We start from the raw sequence: 16,209 nt of genomic DNA, 5'->3' as shown, positions 1-16,209 counted from the left end.
CACGGCGAATTTTCCCTATATTTCCTGCACTTCTCGGTTCAACTGCACCCAACTCCTTCACAAAAACTTGATGCAGATCAGAGTGGGCAGTTCCAATCGCTGCAACACCAAGGTCATCAACAGAACCAAAGGCAAAACAATGACCAAGAAACTCGCCGCATTGACCCTTTCCACCGCGTTGGTGGCTCTGGCTGCTCCTGCGTTTGCCCAATCTCAGGGGGATTGGACGCTCGGAATCGGTGTGGGGTACCTGGACCCGAAATCCAACAACGGAACACTGGCCGGTCTGAGCGCCGATATCGACTCGGATACGCGCCCGATCTTCACCGCCGAGTATTTCATCCAGGACAATCTGGGGATCGAGCTGCTGGCCGCGACCCCGTTCAAACATAACGTCACATTGGGCGGAAGCGTGGACGCTGGCAGCGTCAAGCATCTGCCGCCCACCTTGTCGCTGAACTATCACTTCCCGACCAATAGCGCCTGGAAGCCCTATGTCGGCGCCGGTCTGAACTATACCATCTTCTTTGACGAGCAATCTGCCCTTGGCAACCTCAAGGTCGATGATTCTTTCGGCGTTTCGCTGCAAGCCGGTCTCGACTACATGATCACCGACAAAGGTGCGATCCGTCTGAATGTACGCTGGTTCGACATCGACTCGGACGTCACTCTGAACGGAGCCGATATTGGCACTGCGAACATCGACCCTTGGCTGGCCGGTATTTCCTACGTTCATCGCTTCTGATCCTTTGATCAAAACGCCCCGCTGTAACCTCGTCTGCGGGGCGTCTTCATTCAGCGCATTTCGTTCATCATTTCCCGGCCGATCAGCATCCGTCGAATCTCGCTGGTACCTGCGCCGATCTCCATCAGCTTGGCGTCCCGGAAGATTCGGCTGACCGGTGCATCCGACAGAAACCCTGCCCCGCCCAGCGCCTGAACCGCCTGATGCGCCTGAACCATCGCCTGTTCGGATGCATAAAGACAGCACGCCGCTGCATCCTGCCGGGTGACGTCCCCACGATCACATGCCTTAGCCACCTCATAGACATAGGCCCGCGCCGAGTTCATCGCGGTATACATGTCGGCAATCTTGCCCTGCATCAGTTGGAAGCTGCCAATCGGTTTGCCGAATTGCTTGCGCTCGGCCAGATACGGCATCACCTCATCCAGACAGGCGGCCATGATGCCGGTGCCGATCCCGGCCAGAACCACGCGCTCATAGTCCAGACCTGACATGAGCACGGCTACGCCCTTGCCCTCTTCTCCCAACACGTTCTCGAACGGCACTTCAACATCTTCAAAGATCAGTTCGGCTGTGTTCGACCCGCGCATCCCCAACTTGTCGAAATGGGGCGAGGTCGAAAAACCCTTCATCTCTTTTTCAATCAGAAATGCGGTAATGCCTTTTGATCCGGCATCGGGGTCCGTCTTGGCATAAACCACCAGTGTATCCGCGTCCGGCCCGTTTGTGATCCAGTACTTGTTGCCGTTCAGGCGGTAATGGTCGTTGCGTTTTTCCGCCCGCAGCTTCATCGACACCACGTCTGAACCTGCGGAAGGTTCCGACATTGCCAGCGCGCCTACGTGTTCGCCCGAGACCAGGCGCGGCAGGTATTTCTGTTTCTGCTCTTCCGAACCGTTCAGCTTGATCTGGTTCACACACAGGTTGGAATGCGCCCCATAAGACAACGAAACCGAGGCCGAAGCACGCGCGACCTCTTCGACAGCAATTGTATGCGCCAAATAGGACATGCCCGCACCGCCGTATTCTTCTGGCACGGTGACACCCAATAGCCCAAGCTCTCCCATTTCTTTCCACAGTTCATTCGGAAAGCTGTTCTTGGCATCAATCTCAGCCGCCATCGGCTTGACGCGCTCCTGCGCCCACCGATGTACCATCTCGCGCAGGGCGTTCACATCCTCACCCAGATCAAACTTCATCGTGGCCATGAACATCTGTGTCCTCCCTCCGCATTAATGAACAAGTGTTCAATAAATCTCTAACAGCGAATCTGTCTTCGGTCAATCTTTGTGAAAGCCTGGACCAAAACACAAAACGCCGCCCGGACCGGGCGGCGCTCTCAAGGGTCGAGCGTGCGCTGAAAGCGCACTCTGTTTGGCTAGGATTGATAAACTGCGCCCACTTCGGCTCGGATGATGCGCGCGATCACTCGGCAATCCTCCAGCGAAAAGGTCAGCGGCACACGCATATCCATGATGCCTGCCAGAACACGGTCACTTTCCGGCATCCGTTCGCTTTCGAAATATCTCCAGCTGTCATAGCGCGACGTGAACCCTGTTGGCTCAGCCCCGCCAAACCATTTGATCTCGACCCCACGCGCGGCGCAGCGGCTGATAACGTCGGCTATCCGCTCAGGCGACCAATCCAGCAGCAGGAACTGGATCGAAGACCCGACATAGGTTTCCTCTTCGGGTCGCTCGACTATCGTCAGGCCCGGAGTGCCGCGCAGCCCGGTCTCGATCTCGCGATAGCGCTCGTTCCACCGTTCCACCTGCCGGTCCAATTCCCGCAACTGAGGGCGCAGGATGGCGGCACGCAAATTGTCCATGCGACCGGACACATTGGGTGTGGTGTACTTTATCCGCTCGAACACTTCAGGTCCCGGCGCCGCCAGATGGCGTTCATACAGCATGTATGACCCCGACAGCATTGTAGCCTTGGCCGCCAGTTCCGCGTCATCAGTAACCAGCAAACCGCCCTCGCCCGAGTTTACGTGCTTGTAGGTCTGGCAGGAATAACACCCGACCGCGCCCTGCCGTCCCGACAACTGACCGCGCCAAGCCGCGCCCATCGTGTGTGCGCAATCCTCGATCACGATAACGCCTGCCGCGTCACACATCTGCATCAGACGATCCATGTCACACAGATGCCCGCGCATATGGCTGAGCATCAGGACACGGGCCTGATCCAGTTTGCCCTCAAGATCCTCCAGATCGATGGTCAGGTTTTCTGAGACGCCGACAAAGATCGCCCGCGCCCCGACCGAGGCAATTGAACCCGGCACCGGGGCCAGAGTGAACGCGTTGGTCAGAACCGGGTCGCCCGGCTGCACACCGACGGCCCGCAACGCGGTGGCAAGCGCATACCCGCCAGAGGAAACCGCCAGACAATACTTGGACCCCATCTGTGCCGCAAATTCCTGCTCTAGCAGGGCCGTTTCCCCAAACTCACCGGGGACCACGTTATAGCGATGCAGCCGCCCGTGACGCAAGACAGCCAGCGCTGCCTCAATTGCGTCGTCTGGAAGGGGTTCCTGCTGTGTGAAATTACCAGTGAATGTTTCTGTCATGGTCTTTTCTGGATCTCCGACAGGGTCCGGTCAAGGTTTCAGGCTGCCGCACCGATCAGATCAGGCACAAGATCGGGCAAGTCGTCAAAGTGATGCAGCAGGGCTTCGGGCTCCAGCGCTGCCATGTCCTCTCCTGACGGTCCGAAAGTCACCAAAACCGATGGGACCCCTGCCGCTCGGGCGGTATTGCGGTCGGTATCCGAGTCTCCGATCAGCACGCACCAAGCCGGATCCCCCCCGGCCCGTCGAGCAGCCTCGCGCAGAGGGGCCGGGTCCGGCTTGCGCACTGGCAGCGTATCCGCCCCGACCAACGAGGCAAAACGATCCCGTACTCCCATGCGCGTCAGTAACAATTCGGCCAGATGTTCCGGCTTGTTGGTGCAAATGCCGACACCGTAGCCCGCGGTACTCAGAATCTCGACGGCCTGCAACGCTCCCGGATAGAAACTTGTGTGGGTGTCGATATCCTGCGCGTAAGCCTCAAGCAGAACAGGATAATAAGCCTGAACGGTGTCCTCGTCGTAAGCTCCAACTCGTTTCAACCCTTGTGTTAACATCATGCGACCGCCACGCAGCGCGATGCCTGCATCCTGCCCATGAACCAGGACATCACCATACCCCATTTCGCGAAAACAATGGTTCGCCGCCGCCAGCAAATCGCCCGATGTATCCGCCAATGTGCCGTCCAGATCGAAGATGACGGTCCGCATGTTGCCTCCTGTTTCGGCAGGTTTTCGCCGTGTCCTGTTTCAATCGGCAATCTTGTTTGATGGCCGAACAGCTTGCGCCTTTGCCCTCAGCGGATAAAACGGTCGACAACAAAACACAAAGAGAAAACGATTTCATGACCATTGCCCTTGTCATCCTTGCCGCCGGAAAAGGCACCAGGATGAATTCGGATCTTCCCAAAGTCCTGCATCCCATCGCTCAGGCTCCGATGCTTGTTCACGCGATGCGCGCCGGGTCTGTCCTGTCGCCCGAACGTACGGTGATCGTTACCGGCCACGGGTCCGAGGCAGTAGCAAAGGTTGCTCAGGACGAAGACGACGATGCCCGGATAGCCGTTCAGGAAGAACAGTTGGGTACGGCCCATGCGGTCGGTCAGGCCAGGACAGCACTGGACGGGTTCGACGGTGATATCGTGGTTCTTTACGGCGACACCCCGTTTTTACAACCCGACACGCTGGAACGGATGGTCGAGGCTCGATCCCGAAATGACCTGGTCATCCTTGGGTTCGATGCGGCTGATCCGGCCCGCTATGGCCGGTTGGTCATGAATGGCGACACGTTGGAACGCATTGTCGAATTCAAAGACGCATCAGATGAAGAGCGCGCCATAACATTTTGCAACTCGGGCCTTTTAGCTTGTAATGCCCGGTTGCTTTTTTCGCTGATTGATGCCGTTGAAAACAACAATGCCTCAGGCGAATACTATCTGACAGACGTAGTTCAGATCGCCCGCAACCGCGGTCTGAACGTAACCGCCATCGCCTGTGACGAGGCCCAGACGCTGGGCGTGAACTCACGCGCTGATCTGGCCGCCGCCGACGCGGTGTTTCAGGCGCGCGCGCGGGAAGAACTGCTGGATATGGGTGTCACATTAATGGCACCGGATACGGTATACTTGTCCGCAGACACTGTGATTGGGCGTGACACAGTAATCGAACCCAACGTGGTCTTCGGCCCCGGAGTGACCATCGAAAGCGGTGCGACTATCCGGGCCTTTTCCCATCTGGAAGGGTGCCATGTCAGTCGCGGCGCCATTGTCGGCCCTTACGCGCGGCTACGCCCCGGCGCGGAACTGGCCGAAAACACGCGGGTTGGCAATTTCGTCGAGATCAAGAATGCAGAAATCGCCGAAGGCGCGAAGGTCAACCACCTCAGCTATATCGGTGACGCATCAGTGGGTGCTGCGACGAATATCGGCGCAGGAACAATCACCTGCAACTATGATGGCGTGATGAAGCACAAAACCAACATTGGTGCGAATGTCTTTATCGGCTCCAACACCATGCTCGTGGCCCCAGTCACTGTGGGCGATGGCGCAATGACAGCGACAGGCACCGTGGTGACCAAAGACGTAGCACCCGAGGCGTTGGCCGTGGCGCGCGCCAAGCAGGAAAACAAACCCGGCTACGCGCGAAAACTGTTTGATATGTTGAAGGCGAAGAAGGCTCGCCGCGATAACGAGGCCTGAGATATGTGTGGAATTGTAGGTGTCTTGGGCCAGCATGAAGCGGCCCCTATTCTGGTAGAAGCCCTGAAACGGCTGGAGTATCGAGGCTATGACAGTGCCGGGATTGCAACCGTTAATGACGGTGTCCTGGGTCGTCGGCGTGCGGTCGGCAAACTGGTCAACCTCAGCGATCTGTTGGTGCATGATCCGCTGCCCGGTAAATCCGGCATTGGTCACACCCGATGGGCCACACATGGTGCGCCTTCCGTCAACAACGCGCATCCCCACAAGGCGGGCCCGGTGGCCGTGGTTCACAACGGAATTGTCGAAAACTACCGCGACCTGAGGGCGGAACTGGCCAAACACGGCGTAGCCTTCAAGACCGAAACCGACACTGAAACCGTCGCTCTGATGACGGAGCATCACCTCAACACAGGCATGTCCCCGGTCGAGGCCGCCTTCAAGACCATCGACAAGTTGGAAGGTGCCTTCGCCCTTGCATTCCTGTTCGATGGTGAGGACGACCTGATTGTAGCGGCCCGCAAAGGATCACCCCTGGCCATCGGCCACGGCGATGGTGAGATGTATGTGGGCTCGGACGCCATTGCCCTTGCGCCGCTGACCAACCAGATCACTTATCTTGAGGAAGGCGACCGCGCGGTTCTGACCCGAACATCGCTGGAAATCCGCAACGAAGCCGGTGAACTGGCCAACCGGGAAAAGCGCAAGATCAAGCTGGATCATGCGCGCGCGGACAAGGGCGAGCACAAGCATTTCATGGCCAAGGAAATCGCTGAGCAGCCTATCGTCGTGGCCGAGGCCATCCGATCCTACCTGCCCACGGGCGGTGATCGAGTGGTGTTCCCCGACGCCGAGCTGGATTTCAGCAAGCTGGACCGTCTGACCATGGTCGCCTGCGGCACCGCGTTTTACGCCTGCCTGACCGCGAAATACTGGTTCGAACAACTGGCCAAGATGCCGGTCGAGGTCGATATCGCCAGCGAGTTTCGCTACCGCGAACCTCCGATCACGGGTCGCACACTGGCGCTGTTTGTCAGCCAGTCAGGAGAAACCGCCGACACCCTGGCAGCGCTGCGCTATTGCGAGGGCAAGGCGGACAAGATCGTTTCTGTCGTCAATGTTCCTGAAAGTTCGATTGCTCGGGAAAGCGATATCGCCCTGCCGATCCATGCTGGCGTTGAAATCGGTGTGGCTTCGACCAAAGCCTTCACCTGTCAACTAAGCGTTTTGCTGATGCTGGCGCTCAAGGCGGCGACAGATCGCGGCACCCTGACGGATGAGGAAATCGCCGATCATGCCGCTGCGCTGCGCGGATTGCCGACCGTGCTGAACACGGCACTGGATCAGAACCGGGCGATCCGCAAAGCAGCCCAACGCCTGTCCGAGGCGCGCGACGTTCTGTTCCTGGGCCGTGGCCTGATGTATCCGCTGGCAATGGAAGGGGCGCTGAAGCTCAAGGAAATCAGCTATATCCACGCCGAAGGCTATGCGTCAGGAGAGTTAAAACATGGCCCCATCGCCCTGATCGACAAACATATGCCCGTGGTTGTCATGGCGCCCCGTGACACGGTGTTCGACAAGACCGTGTCAAACATGCAGGAAGTGATGGCGCGCAAGGGCAAAGTGATCCTTGTGTCTGATGATGATGGAATTGACGAGGCCGGAGACGGAGTCTGGAGCACGATCCGGATGCCGCATGTTCACACCAGTCTTGCGCCGATCCTTTATTCGGTTCCCGCACAGTTGCTGGCCTATCACACGGCTGTAGCCAAAGGGACGGATGTAGACCAGCCGCGCAATCTGGCAAAATCAGTGACGGTAGAGTGACCCATGTCCAAACAGTTTCCCCAGCTTGATGACGCGCATCAAAAGTTCATCGAAGATCAGCATATGTTCTTCGTCGGCACCGCCGGGACCGAGGGAAAGGTCAATATCTCTCCCAAAGGTATGGACTCGCTGCGGGTGCTGGGGCCAAACCGCATCGTCTGGATGAACCTGACTGGCAGCGGCAACGAGACGGCGGGGCATCTGATGCAGGTCAACAGGATGACACTGATGTGGTGCTCCTTCACCACGCGCCCACTGATCCTGCGCACATATGGCACAGCCCGCACTCTGCACGTCAGAGATGAGGGCTGGGATGAACTGGCCAATCTTTTCCCCAACCACCGCAGCGCGCGACAGATCTACGACCAGTCGATCGAAATGGTTCAGACCTCTTGCGGGTATGCAGTGCCATTCATGGAATTCCAGTCCGACCGCGACACGATGCAGAAATGGGTCGATGGCAAGACGGACCGCGACATCCGGTCTTATTGGGCCGAAAAGAACAGCCAGACGATTGACGGCGAACCGACAGGCGTTCCGGTCTGCCCCCAATGCTGACCCCTTTTCTTGATCAAATCAAAGCCCATACCGACCCCGAACGTGCGGGTCAGATGGCCAGTTATCACAAGGCGGATCGCGTCTATCTGGGTGTTGCCAATCCGGTTCTCAACGATCTGACCAAAACATGGCGGCAAGAGCTGGATGTGAACAAACGCGTCACGCTTGCCAAGGCGCTGTGGCAAACCGATATCCACGAAGGGCGCCTTGCCGCGGCCAAGCTTCTGACCCAGGCCCGCATCCGGCCCGACGATCAGGTTTGGGACCTGCTTCAAAGCTGGCTACCGGACTTTGACGCCTGGGCCGTCGCCGATCATGCCTGCATGGCGATGCAAAAACGACTGATGACCGACCCCGAGAGGTTGGACGCCGTCGAACAGTGGACACAGTCCGATCACATGTGGACCCGGCGCGCCGCCCTTGTCGCAACGCTGCCCTGGACCAAACAGAACCACCCCAAGCCCGAAGACCTGCAACGCCGCGACCGTATCCTCGGCTGGGCCGCCGGATATGTCCCGGACCGCGACTGGTTCATTCAGAAATCAATCGCCTGGTGGCTGCGGGAACTGTCCAAACACGACCCCGAACGCGTGATCGCGTTTTTGGACAGACATGGTGATGCCATGAAGCCGTTTGCCCGCCGCGAAGCAGCCAAATACCTGAAAAGTCAGTCGGCATAAACCGCGACTTCGACCAGTTCGTCTAATGGCACCAGAAGGGCCCGCATGGCATCCAGCGACAAGCGACTGCCGCTACTTTCCGAGCCTGCGGCAGGAACCAGAGTGATATAGGCCTGCGCGCCGGTTCTGGGCACAACAACCCGCGCCGTTACCTCGCTATCGACCAGCGGCGTCTGCATCCAGCGTCCTGGTGTGGTCGGATCACCAAGCCCGGCAATGGTTGTTTTGGCCCCGACCCAACTGGGGCGTGCCGCAACCGGTTCGGGCTGAAGAACCTCGTCAGCGACAACCGGCGCAGTTTCGACATCCGATACGGCCTCAGCCGCCTCACCCCCGGACCCGAACACACGTTCCGTAGTTGCCCGGACAGTATCGCACCCGGTCAAAACAACGCATAGAAATACAAATGTCTTTTTCATGCCCGGAAACTACAATCCCATGCTGGCGTTATCCAGTGCAAAGCGCAGTTCGCACTTGTCGCAGGCAGGTTACAGCTTTACCTATGTCGCATGTCTGCTCCGCTCATCGACCCGTTTGCCCGCGCCATCACATATCTCCGCGTCTCCGTTACGGACCGCTGTGATTTTCGTTGCGTCTACTGCATGTCCGAAAACATGACCTTTCTGCCCAAGAAAGACCTTCTTACGCTGGAAGAGCTGGATCGCATGTGCTCGACCTTTGTAAGAATGGGCGTTGAGAAACTGCGCATTACCGGCGGTGAGCCATTGGTTCGTCGCAATATCATGACTTTCTTCAACGCCATGACTCGCCACTTGGACAGCGGTGCGTTGAAAGAGCTGACGCTGACGACAAACGGTTCGCAATTGCATCGCTTCTCCGAAGATCTTTATGCCGCCGGTGTGCGCCGTGTGAATGTATCCCTGGATACTCTGGATGACGACAAATTTGCTAAAGTCACACGCTGGGGCCGCCTCAAACAGGTACTGAACGGCATTGACGCGGCGCAAAAGGCAGGGCTGCGGATCAAGATCAACGCTGTTGCGCTCAAGGGGTTCAACGAACCCGAATTGCCCAAGATCACTGAATGGTGCGCCGAGCGCGACATGGACCTGACCTGGATCGAGGTCATGCCGATGGGCGATATCGGCAACGAGGATCGCCTGGACCAGTACTGGTCGCTCAAGGACGTGCGCAAAGAGTACGAAAACCATTACACAATCACGGATCTGGCCGAACGCACTGGCGGCCCGGCCCGCTATATCAGGCTGGAAGAAACCGGTCAGAAGATCGGCTTCATCACGCCCCTGTCCCACAATTTCTGCGAAAGCTGCAACCGAGTGCGCCTGACCTGTACTGGCGAGCTTTATATGTGTCTTGGGCAGGAGGACATGGCGGATCTGCGCGGCGCATTGCGGGATCACACCGATACAGAACAGCCGCTTGAAGATGCCATCCGCGCGGCGATCAACCTGAAACCAAAAGGTCACGACTTCGACTATTCCCGCCAGTCCGTCGATGGCCGGATGAGCCGCCATATGAGCCATACAGGCGGCTGATACATGCCGGATCACCAAGACCGACCCACAGCGCTGTACTACCTGTACTGCGCCCTGATCTCTCTGGCCGCACCTCTGGTCTGGAGAACCGTCCGAAAGAAACTTGAGGCTGCGGGCGTAGCAGCCGACCGCCAGCACGAGCGTCTTGGCCATGCCAGTCAGCCCCGCCCCGCAGGGCAGTTGATCTGGTTCCACGCCGCCAGCGTCGGCGAAAGCCTGTCGGTCCTCACTCTGATCAATCGGCTGGGCACCTGCCTTCCCAAATCCGAGTTTCTGATCACCTCAGGCACGCCAACCTCAGCGGCCCTGATCGAAAAGCGCTTGCCGCCCCGCACCCGGCACCAGTACCCGCCGCTTGACACAGCCAACTCGGTCCAACGCTTTCTGGACCATTGGCAACCCGATGCCGGGATCTTCGTCGAAAGCGAGATCTGGCCGCGGCTGATTGTCGAAAGCGCAGGGCGCGACATTCCACTGGCTCTGCTGAATGCTCGATTGTCGGACAAATCTGTCTCCGGATGGAAGAAGCGCCCTAAAACGGCAAGGTTTATTCTGAATAAGTTTCGCCTGTTCTTGACGCAAAACGACAAAACAGCTGCCGACCTGATTGCCATGAGTGCCCCTGCCCAACGCGTGCAGCCCGGCACCAACCTCAAGGCCATGTCCGATCCTCTGCCTGTGGACCAGAACACGCTGGATGACATTCGCGCGCAATTAGCCGCCAGACCGGTCTGGATCGCCAGTTCCACCCATGCCGGAGAAGAAGACAGCGTTCTGGCAGCCCACAAAGCATTGTTGCAGCATTGGCCCGACCTTCTGCTGCTACTGATCCCACGCCACCCCGAACGACGCGGCGAGGTTGCAGAACTTCTGAACAACGCGGGGCTCAAGGCGTCCTTCCGGTCAAAAAACGCACCGATCACAGATACGACGCAGGTGTATGTTGCCGATACACTGGGCGAAACCGGAACCTGGTACGCGCTTTGCCCGATCGTTTTCCTTGGGGGATCACTGAAAGAGATTGGCGGACACAACCCATTTGAACCGGCACAGGCCGGGGCCGCAGTGATCACCGGCCCGGGGTATTTCAACTTTGCAGAAACCTTTGCCCCGCTGATCGACGCCAAGGGCGCTGTCGAGGTCCAGACATCCGCTGACCTCTCTGAGGCCGTTTCACATTGGCTGTCGGACCAGAATGCCCTCCAAGCCGCCAGAACGGCTGCACAATCCTGCGTCATCACGCAATCGACCGCCTTGGATGCCGTCGTCGAAACCCTCTGCACGGTGCTTGATCTGCAAGCAGAGGATCCCGCTTCATCTGGCTAGAAGTATCCCGGGGGGGTGGGGGCAGAGCCCCCACACTCTCCATCAGGCGGCTGGCATCCGCTGTTCAACAATCTCCGCCCACCAGCTGCATCCGGCCGGAATGGCTTCGTCGTTGAAATTGTATTCCGGGTGATGAACCATTGCGGTGTCACCGTTGCCCACAAGAATATAAGCGCCTGGGCGTTCCTCCAGCATGAAGGCAAAATCTTCGCCCCCCATGACCAAAGGTGCCTCGTCGCAATCACCGGACACCGACCGGGCCACATCCGCCGCAAACTCTGTTTGCTCGTCGCTGTTCACCATCACCGGATATCCACGAATATAGGTCACGTCAGCGGTGCCGCCAAACGTGGCCGCAACACCGTTGCAAATCTCGTTGATCCGCTTTTCAGCCAGATCCCGCATGCCCTTGCTCATGGTGCGCACCGTGCCTTTGATCTGCACGGTCTGAGGGATCACATTGAACGCCTTGGATGACGTCTCGAACGATGTCACTGACACCACAACCTGATCAATCGGGTCGGCATTGCGCGAAGAAATCGTTTGCAGCATTAGGACAGCCTGCGCTGCCAGTACTGTGGTATCCACGGTCTCATGCGGTTTGGCCGCATGTCCGCCGCGACCCTCAAAGGTGATGTCGAACTGATCGGTTGCCGCAAAGAACGACCCCGGTCGGATTGCGAACTTGCCGACAGGCTGTCCCGGCCAGTTATGCATGCCGTAGACTTCCTGAATGTTCCAGCGGTCCATCATGCCGTCTTCGCACATTTCGCGGCCCCCGCCGCCCCCTTCCTCAGCAGGTTGGAAGATCACGACAACGGTGCCGTCAAAGTTGCGGGTTTCCGACAGGTACTTTGCCGCCCCCAGCAGCATCGCGGTGTGCCCGTCATGGCCACAGGCATGCATCGCACCCGGCGTTTTCGAGGCATAGTCCAACCCCGTTGCCTCATGTATCGGCAACGCATCCATATCTGCGCGCAGGCCGATCACCTTTCCCTTGCTGTCCGACTTGCCTTTGATCACCCCCACAACGCCGGTACGTCCGATACCGGTCACAACCTCATCGCATCCGAACTCCTTCAGCTTCTCGGCCACCTTCGCGCTGGTGCGGTGGGTCTCAAACAGGATCTCTGGATTTTCGTGCAAATCCCTTCGCCATTCCGTGATTTCATTCTGCAATTCGGCAAAGCGGTTCTTGACTGGCATGTCTTTTCTCTCTCCTGATTCAGGTCAAGCCGCCGGCATCCGGCGCTCGACCATTTCCGCAAACCACGAGCACCCAATGGGGATGATCTCGTCATTGAAATTGTATTCGGGGTGATGCAGCCCGGCACTGTCACCGTTGCCCAAAACGATGAATGCACCGGGCCTCTCTTCCAGCATGAACGAGAAATCCTCGCCCCCCATCACCATCGGCGCTTCAATGCAACTGCCCCCAACCGACACCGCAGCCTCTGCTGCATATCCCGTCTGGGCTTCGGCATTGATCGTCACCGGAACACCGCGCGTATAGTTGACGTTCACGGACCCGCCAAATGTTGCAGCGGTCCCTTCCAAGACTTCCTTCAGCCGTTGTTCGATCAGGTCGCGCAACTCGTTGGAATGGGTCCGAACGGTGCCGCGTATCCGTGCCGATTGCGGGATCACGTTGAACGCTTTCGAGGACGTCTCGACCGAGGTCACAGACAGCACGGCCTGCAAAATCGGATCCGCGTTGCGCGACACGATCGTCTGCAACGCCACGATCAGCTGCGACAGCATCACCGTTGTATCAATCGTCTGATGAGGTTTTGCCGCGTGGCCGCCGCGCCCTTCAAGTTGGATGTCAAACTCGTCCGCCGCTGCCAGCAACGGGCCCGAACGAATGGCAAACTGCCCGGTGGGAACACCCGGCACATTGTGCATCGCATAGACTTCCTGAATGCCGAACCGATCCATCAGACCGTCCTTGCACATGGCCTCGGCGCCATTCCCACCCTCTTCGGCAGGCTGAAAGATCACAATTGCCGTGCCATCAAAGTTGCGGGTTTCCGCCAGATACTTGGCGGCCCCCAAAACCATCGCAGTATGCCCGTCATGACCGCAGGCATGCATCGCATTCGGTATTTCTGAGGCATAGTCCAACCCGGTCTGTTCCTGCATCGGCAGGGCATCCATATCGGCGCGCAAGCCAATCACACGGCCCCGCGTGTCGCTTTTGCCGCGAATGACCCCGACGACTCCGGTGCGACCGATGCCGGTCACGACCTCGTCGCACCCAAACTCGTTCAGCTTTTCCGCAACCAGCGCACTGGTGCGGTGGGTGTCGTACAGAATTTCCGGGTGTTGGTGAATGTCACGCCGCCAACCGGTGATCTCATCATGCATCTCTGCGAGACGGTTCTTGATCGGCATGTCATTCTCCCTGTTTCATGCGACAGGCAATCGTCGTTCCACAAGCTCGGCAAACCAGCTGCAACCGGCGGGGATCGCGTCGTCGTCAAAGTTGTATTGCGGGTGATGGCACATGGCCGTATCCCCGTTCCCGATAAAGATGTACGCGCCGGGGCGTTCTTCAAGCATATAGGCAAAATCTTCGGACGGCATGATCGGGTCCGTGCTGTCATTAACCTTGCCCGCAACCGCAGCTGCCGCCTCGGCGGCATAGCCTGTTTCGGCCTCGGAATTCACTGTCACCGGGTATCCCGGTGTCCAGATAACCTCCGCCTTCGCGCCAAAGGCCGAGGCCGTATCCTCGGCGATCCGGCGCACGCGTTCTTCGGCGATTGTGCGATACTCGGGGTCAAGTGTCCGCACGGTTCCCTGCAAACGAACCGTATGAGCGATCACGTTCGACGCTACGCTGTCCGTCACAAACGTACCAACGGTGAGGACAACTCGCTTGATCGGGTCAACGGTCCGGGACACCACCGATTGCAAGGCAACAACGATGTGCGAGGCCACCAGTGTCGTATCCACCGCCTCATGCGGCGCAGCGGCGTGTCCGCCCTTGCCAGTGACGGTGATTTCAAACTCATCGGACGAGGCCAGCAACGCACCGGGTCGAATTGCAAACTCTCCCACCGGAAGACCGGGCATATTGTGCATGCCATAGACCTCGTGAATGCCCCAGCGGTCCATCAACCCGTCCTGACACATGGCCAGACCGCCGGCCCCGCCTTCCTCGGCAGGCTGGAAGATCAGAACCACGGTGCCATCGAAATTGCGCGTCTCGGAAAGGTACTGCGCGGCCCCAAGCAGCATCGAAGTATGCCCGTCATGTCCACAGGCGTGCATCTTGCCCGATACGGTCGAGGCATAGTCCAGCCCTGTCGCCTCTTCAATCGGAAGCGCGTCCATGTCTGCACGCAGGCCGATGACGCGCCCCTGCGTATCCGTGCGCCCTTTGATCACCCCGACAACGCCCGTTTTGCCAACGCCCGGAGTGATCTCGTCCACTCCAAATTCTTTCAGACGGGCAGCGACAAACGCCGCAGTTTCATGGACGTCATACATCAGCTCCGGATGGGCGTGCAGGTGGCGACGCCATTCGGTGATCTCGCCATGCATTTCTGCAAGTCTGTTTTTTACGGGCATCTCAAGACCTCCCTCTCAACCGCTGGCACCATTTTAGACCGGGCTAGGCGCATAGTTTTTCAACCAATCGCTGCATGAATTTATGACCGGCTTCGAATTGTTCAATCGTAATGAACTCATTCGGCTGATGGGCCTGCGCTATGTCTCCGGGTCCGCATATCACGGCAGAATACCCGGCCTCCTGAAACTGACCTGCCTCGGTCCCGTAACTGACAACATGGCTTGCGTTGTCTCCGGTCAGGGCGCGTGCCAGTGCTTCGGCTTCACCATCCTCTTCCGGGATCAACCCCGGAATCGCGAAGTTTTCAGTCAGTTCGATGCGGGTATCCGGGTGAACGGCCTGCATCTGAGCCTCAACTTGCCGAACCTGTTCGAAATAGGCATCGCGCCATTGGGCCTGCGTTTCATCGGGCACAGTCCGGAAATCCATCATGAACCGGCAGTCTTTGGCGGTAATGTTATGGGCTGTTCCGCCTTCAATCATACCGACGTGGCAGGTTGTCCAGGGTGGATCGAACACGGCAGCAACGGTACTGGGTTGCGCCGCCATGTTTCGCGCGTTCTGTTGGTTGGCCCAGTCGATTAACGGGGCCGCCGCCATGATGGCGTTGACGCCTGTGTGCATGATCGAGCTGTGAACTTCGAACCCGACGACATGAGTGTCAAAGCCGAATCCGCCCTTGTGACCCGTCACCGCCTGCATCATCGATGGCTCGCCCACAACCACCGCCGAGCCTTTGGGGAGAACGCCCTGCATCGCCTCGATCATCGGCGGCGCCCCGGTACACCCGACTTCCTCATCAAAACTCAGCGCAAGTTGGAGCGGTCGTTTCACACGTGCGTAATGCGCCTCGACCAGTGCCCAGATGGCAAGCGCATCAAATCCCTTCATGTCACAGGTGCCGCGCCCGAAATATTTGCCGTCCTCCTCGGTCACGGTGAAGGGGTCGGTGTCCCAGGGTTGCCCGTCAACCGGTACGACATCCGTGTGCCCGGACAGCACAACTGCGCCTTCTTCCAAAGGGCCAACATGCGCAAAGATCGCCGCCTTATGCGGCTGATCCGGATCAGGCCAGCGGTGCGACGTGATCCCATGGCTTTGCAGGTATTCTTCCACCCAGTCGACCAACGGCAGGTTGGTGTCACGACTCACGGTTGGGAATGAGATCAGCTTGGTCATGATCTCAAGCGGCGTCAGGCGCTTGCCCATCGTG

15 protein-coding genes are annotated in these 16,209 nt (G+C 58.4%); 7 read left to right on the top strand and 8 right to left on the bottom strand.

The annotated features are described in order from the left end of the window. Positions 1-139: 139 nt before the first annotated feature. Positions 140-745 (top strand): OmpW/AlkL family protein, encoded by a 606-nt coding sequence (locus ACR0LL_RS01195; protein WP_480583163.1) that lies wholly within the window; start codon positions 140-142, stop codon positions 743-745. 50 nt (positions 746-795) lie between these two features. Here ACR0LL_RS01195 and ACR0LL_RS01190 read toward each other — a convergent pair whose 3' ends face one another. From ACR0LL_RS01190 to ACR0LL_RS01180, 3 genes are all read right to left on the bottom strand, one after another. After that, a complete protein-coding gene (locus ACR0LL_RS01190) occupies positions 796-1,959 on the bottom strand; it encodes an isovaleryl-CoA dehydrogenase (RefSeq protein WP_480481794.1) in 1,164 nt (387 codons plus the stop codon). Positions 1,960-2,123: 164 nt separating this feature from the next. Continuing rightward, positions 2,124-3,314, bottom strand: a complete 1,191-nt coding sequence (locus ACR0LL_RS01185; protein ID WP_480583160.1) for a DegT/DnrJ/EryC1/StrS family aminotransferase — start codon at positions 3,312-3,314, stop codon at positions 2,124-2,126. A gap of 38 nt (positions 3,315-3,352) precedes the next feature. Further along, on the bottom strand, positions 3,353-4,024 hold the full coding sequence (locus ACR0LL_RS01180) for an HAD-IA family hydrolase (protein WP_480583157.1): 672 nt from the start codon (positions 4,022-4,024) through the stop codon (positions 3,353-3,355). A 134-nt stretch (positions 4,025-4,158) separates the two neighbouring features. Between ACR0LL_RS01180 and glmU the strand changes: the two genes are divergently transcribed. The 4 genes from glmU to ACR0LL_RS01160 are packed head-to-tail and all read left to right on the top strand — an operon-like array spanning position 4,159 to position 8,576. Beyond that, positions 4,159-5,511: a bifunctional UDP-N-acetylglucosamine diphosphorylase/glucosamine-1-phosphate N-acetyltransferase GlmU gene (gene glmU, locus ACR0LL_RS01175; protein WP_480583154.1), complete on the top strand. Its 1,353-nt coding sequence runs from the start codon at positions 4,159-4,161 to the stop codon at positions 5,509-5,511. 3 nt (positions 5,512-5,514) lie between these two features. After that, entirely contained in the window at positions 5,515-7,338 is a 1,824-nt protein-coding gene (gene glmS / locus ACR0LL_RS01170) for a glutamine--fructose-6-phosphate transaminase (isomerizing) (RefSeq protein WP_480506295.1), read from the top strand. 3 nt (positions 7,339-7,341) lie between these two features. Further along, positions 7,342-7,896 carry a pyridoxamine 5'-phosphate oxidase family protein gene (locus ACR0LL_RS01165; protein ID WP_480583151.1) on the top strand — a complete coding sequence of 185 codons (555 nt, stop codon included), beginning with the start codon at positions 7,342-7,344 and terminating at the stop codon, positions 7,894-7,896. Continuing rightward, positions 7,890-8,576: a DNA alkylation repair protein gene (locus tag ACR0LL_RS01160; protein ID WP_480583148.1), complete on the top strand. Its 687-nt coding sequence runs from the start codon at positions 7,890-7,892 to the stop codon at positions 8,574-8,576. The genes ACR0LL_RS01165 and ACR0LL_RS01160 overlap by 7 nt, the downstream gene beginning before the upstream one ends. Here the strand turns inward: ACR0LL_RS01160 and ACR0LL_RS01155 are convergent. Further along, a complete protein-coding gene (locus tag ACR0LL_RS01155; RefSeq protein WP_480583145.1) occupies positions 8,564-8,995 on the bottom strand; it encodes a hypothetical protein in 432 nt (143 codons plus the stop codon). The two genes, ACR0LL_RS01160 and ACR0LL_RS01155, sit on opposite strands and share 13 nt — an antisense overlap. 90 nt (positions 8,996-9,085) lie before the next feature. Here ACR0LL_RS01155 and moaA point away from each other — a divergent pair, with 90 nt between their 5' ends. Together moaA and ACR0LL_RS01145 are read left to right on the top strand one after the other, a co-directional pair. Next, positions 9,086-10,093: a GTP 3',8-cyclase MoaA gene (gene moaA / locus ACR0LL_RS01150; RefSeq protein ID WP_480583142.1), complete on the top strand. Its 1,008-nt coding sequence runs from the start codon at positions 9,086-9,088 to the stop codon at positions 10,091-10,093. Positions 10,094-10,096: 3 nt separating this feature from the next. After that, entirely contained in the window at positions 10,097-11,419 is a 1,323-nt protein-coding gene (locus tag ACR0LL_RS01145) for a 3-deoxy-D-manno-octulosonic acid transferase (RefSeq protein WP_480583139.1), read from the top strand. Between the two features lie 42 nt (positions 11,420-11,461). Here the strand turns inward: ACR0LL_RS01145 and ACR0LL_RS01140 are convergent, their stop codons facing one another. The 4 genes from ACR0LL_RS01140 to argE are packed head-to-tail and all read right to left on the bottom strand — an operon-like array spanning position 11,462 to position 16,205. Continuing rightward, positions 11,462-12,625 carry a M20 aminoacylase family protein gene (locus ACR0LL_RS01140; protein WP_480583136.1) on the bottom strand — a complete coding sequence of 388 codons (1,164 nt, stop codon included), beginning with the start codon at positions 12,623-12,625 and terminating at the stop codon, positions 11,462-11,464. Positions 12,626-12,649: 24 nt separating this feature from the next. After that, positions 12,650-13,813 carry a M20 aminoacylase family protein gene (locus ACR0LL_RS01135; protein ID WP_480583133.1) on the bottom strand — a complete coding sequence of 388 codons (1,164 nt, stop codon included), beginning with the start codon at positions 13,811-13,813 and terminating at the stop codon, positions 12,650-12,652. A 15-nt stretch (positions 13,814-13,828) separates the two neighbouring features. Then, positions 13,829-14,995: a M20 aminoacylase family protein gene (locus tag ACR0LL_RS01130; RefSeq protein ID WP_267362903.1), complete on the bottom strand. Its 1,167-nt coding sequence runs from the start codon at positions 14,993-14,995 to the stop codon at positions 13,829-13,831. Positions 14,996-15,038: 43 nt separating this feature from the next. Continuing rightward, positions 15,039-16,205 carry an acetylornithine deacetylase gene (gene argE / locus ACR0LL_RS01125; RefSeq protein ID WP_480583130.1) on the bottom strand — a complete coding sequence of 389 codons (1,167 nt, stop codon included), beginning with the start codon at positions 16,203-16,205 and terminating at the stop codon, positions 15,039-15,041. Between the last annotated feature and the right edge of the window lie 4 nt (positions 16,206-16,209).

This window comes from Ruegeria sp. AI2 (genome assembly GCF_056541275.1).
This window is presented reverse-complemented; position numbering and strand designations above follow the sequence as displayed.

Bases quoted from the DNA above. Each gene is read 5' to 3' on its own strand.
- ACR0LL_RS01195 (WP_480583163.1), top strand. From the start codon at position 140: ATGACCAAGAAACTCGCCGCATTGACCCTTTCCACCGCGTTGGTGGCT.
- ACR0LL_RS01190 (WP_480481794.1), bottom strand. From the start codon at position 1,959: ATGTTCATGGCCACGATGAAGTTTGATCTGGGTGAGGATGTGAACGCC.
- ACR0LL_RS01185 (WP_480583160.1), bottom strand. From the start codon at position 3,314: ATGACAGAAACATTCACTGGTAATTTCACACAGCAGGAACCCCTTCCA.
- ACR0LL_RS01180 (WP_480583157.1), bottom strand. From the start codon at position 4,024: ATGCGGACCGTCATCTTCGATCTGGACGGCACATTGGCGGATACATCG.
- glmU (WP_480583154.1), top strand. From the start codon at position 4,159: ATGACCATTGCCCTTGTCATCCTTGCCGCCGGAAAAGGCACCAGGATG.
- glmS (WP_480506295.1), top strand. From the start codon at position 5,515: ATGTGTGGAATTGTAGGTGTCTTGGGCCAGCATGAAGCGGCCCCTATT.
- ACR0LL_RS01165 (WP_480583151.1), top strand. From the start codon at position 7,342: ATGTCCAAACAGTTTCCCCAGCTTGATGACGCGCATCAAAAGTTCATC.
- ACR0LL_RS01160 (WP_480583148.1), top strand. From the start codon at position 7,890: ATGCTGACCCCTTTTCTTGATCAAATCAAAGCCCATACCGACCCCGAA.
- ACR0LL_RS01155 (WP_480583145.1), bottom strand. From the start codon at position 8,995: ATGAAAAAGACATTTGTATTTCTATGCGTTGTTTTGACCGGGTGCGAT.
- moaA (WP_480583142.1), top strand. From the start codon at position 9,086: ATGTCTGCTCCGCTCATCGACCCGTTTGCCCGCGCCATCACATATCTC.
- ACR0LL_RS01145 (WP_480583139.1), top strand. From the start codon at position 10,097: ATGCCGGATCACCAAGACCGACCCACAGCGCTGTACTACCTGTACTGC.
- ACR0LL_RS01140 (WP_480583136.1), bottom strand. From the start codon at position 12,625: ATGCCAGTCAAGAACCGCTTTGCCGAATTGCAGAATGAAATCACGGAA.
- ACR0LL_RS01135 (WP_480583133.1), bottom strand. From the start codon at position 13,813: ATGCCGATCAAGAACCGTCTCGCAGAGATGCATGATGAGATCACCGGT.
- ACR0LL_RS01130 (WP_267362903.1), bottom strand. From the start codon at position 14,995: ATGCCCGTAAAAAACAGACTTGCAGAAATGCATGGCGAGATCACCGAA.
- argE (WP_480583130.1), bottom strand. From the start codon at position 16,205: ATGGGCAAGCGCCTGACGCCGCTTGAGATCATGACCAAGCTGATCTCA.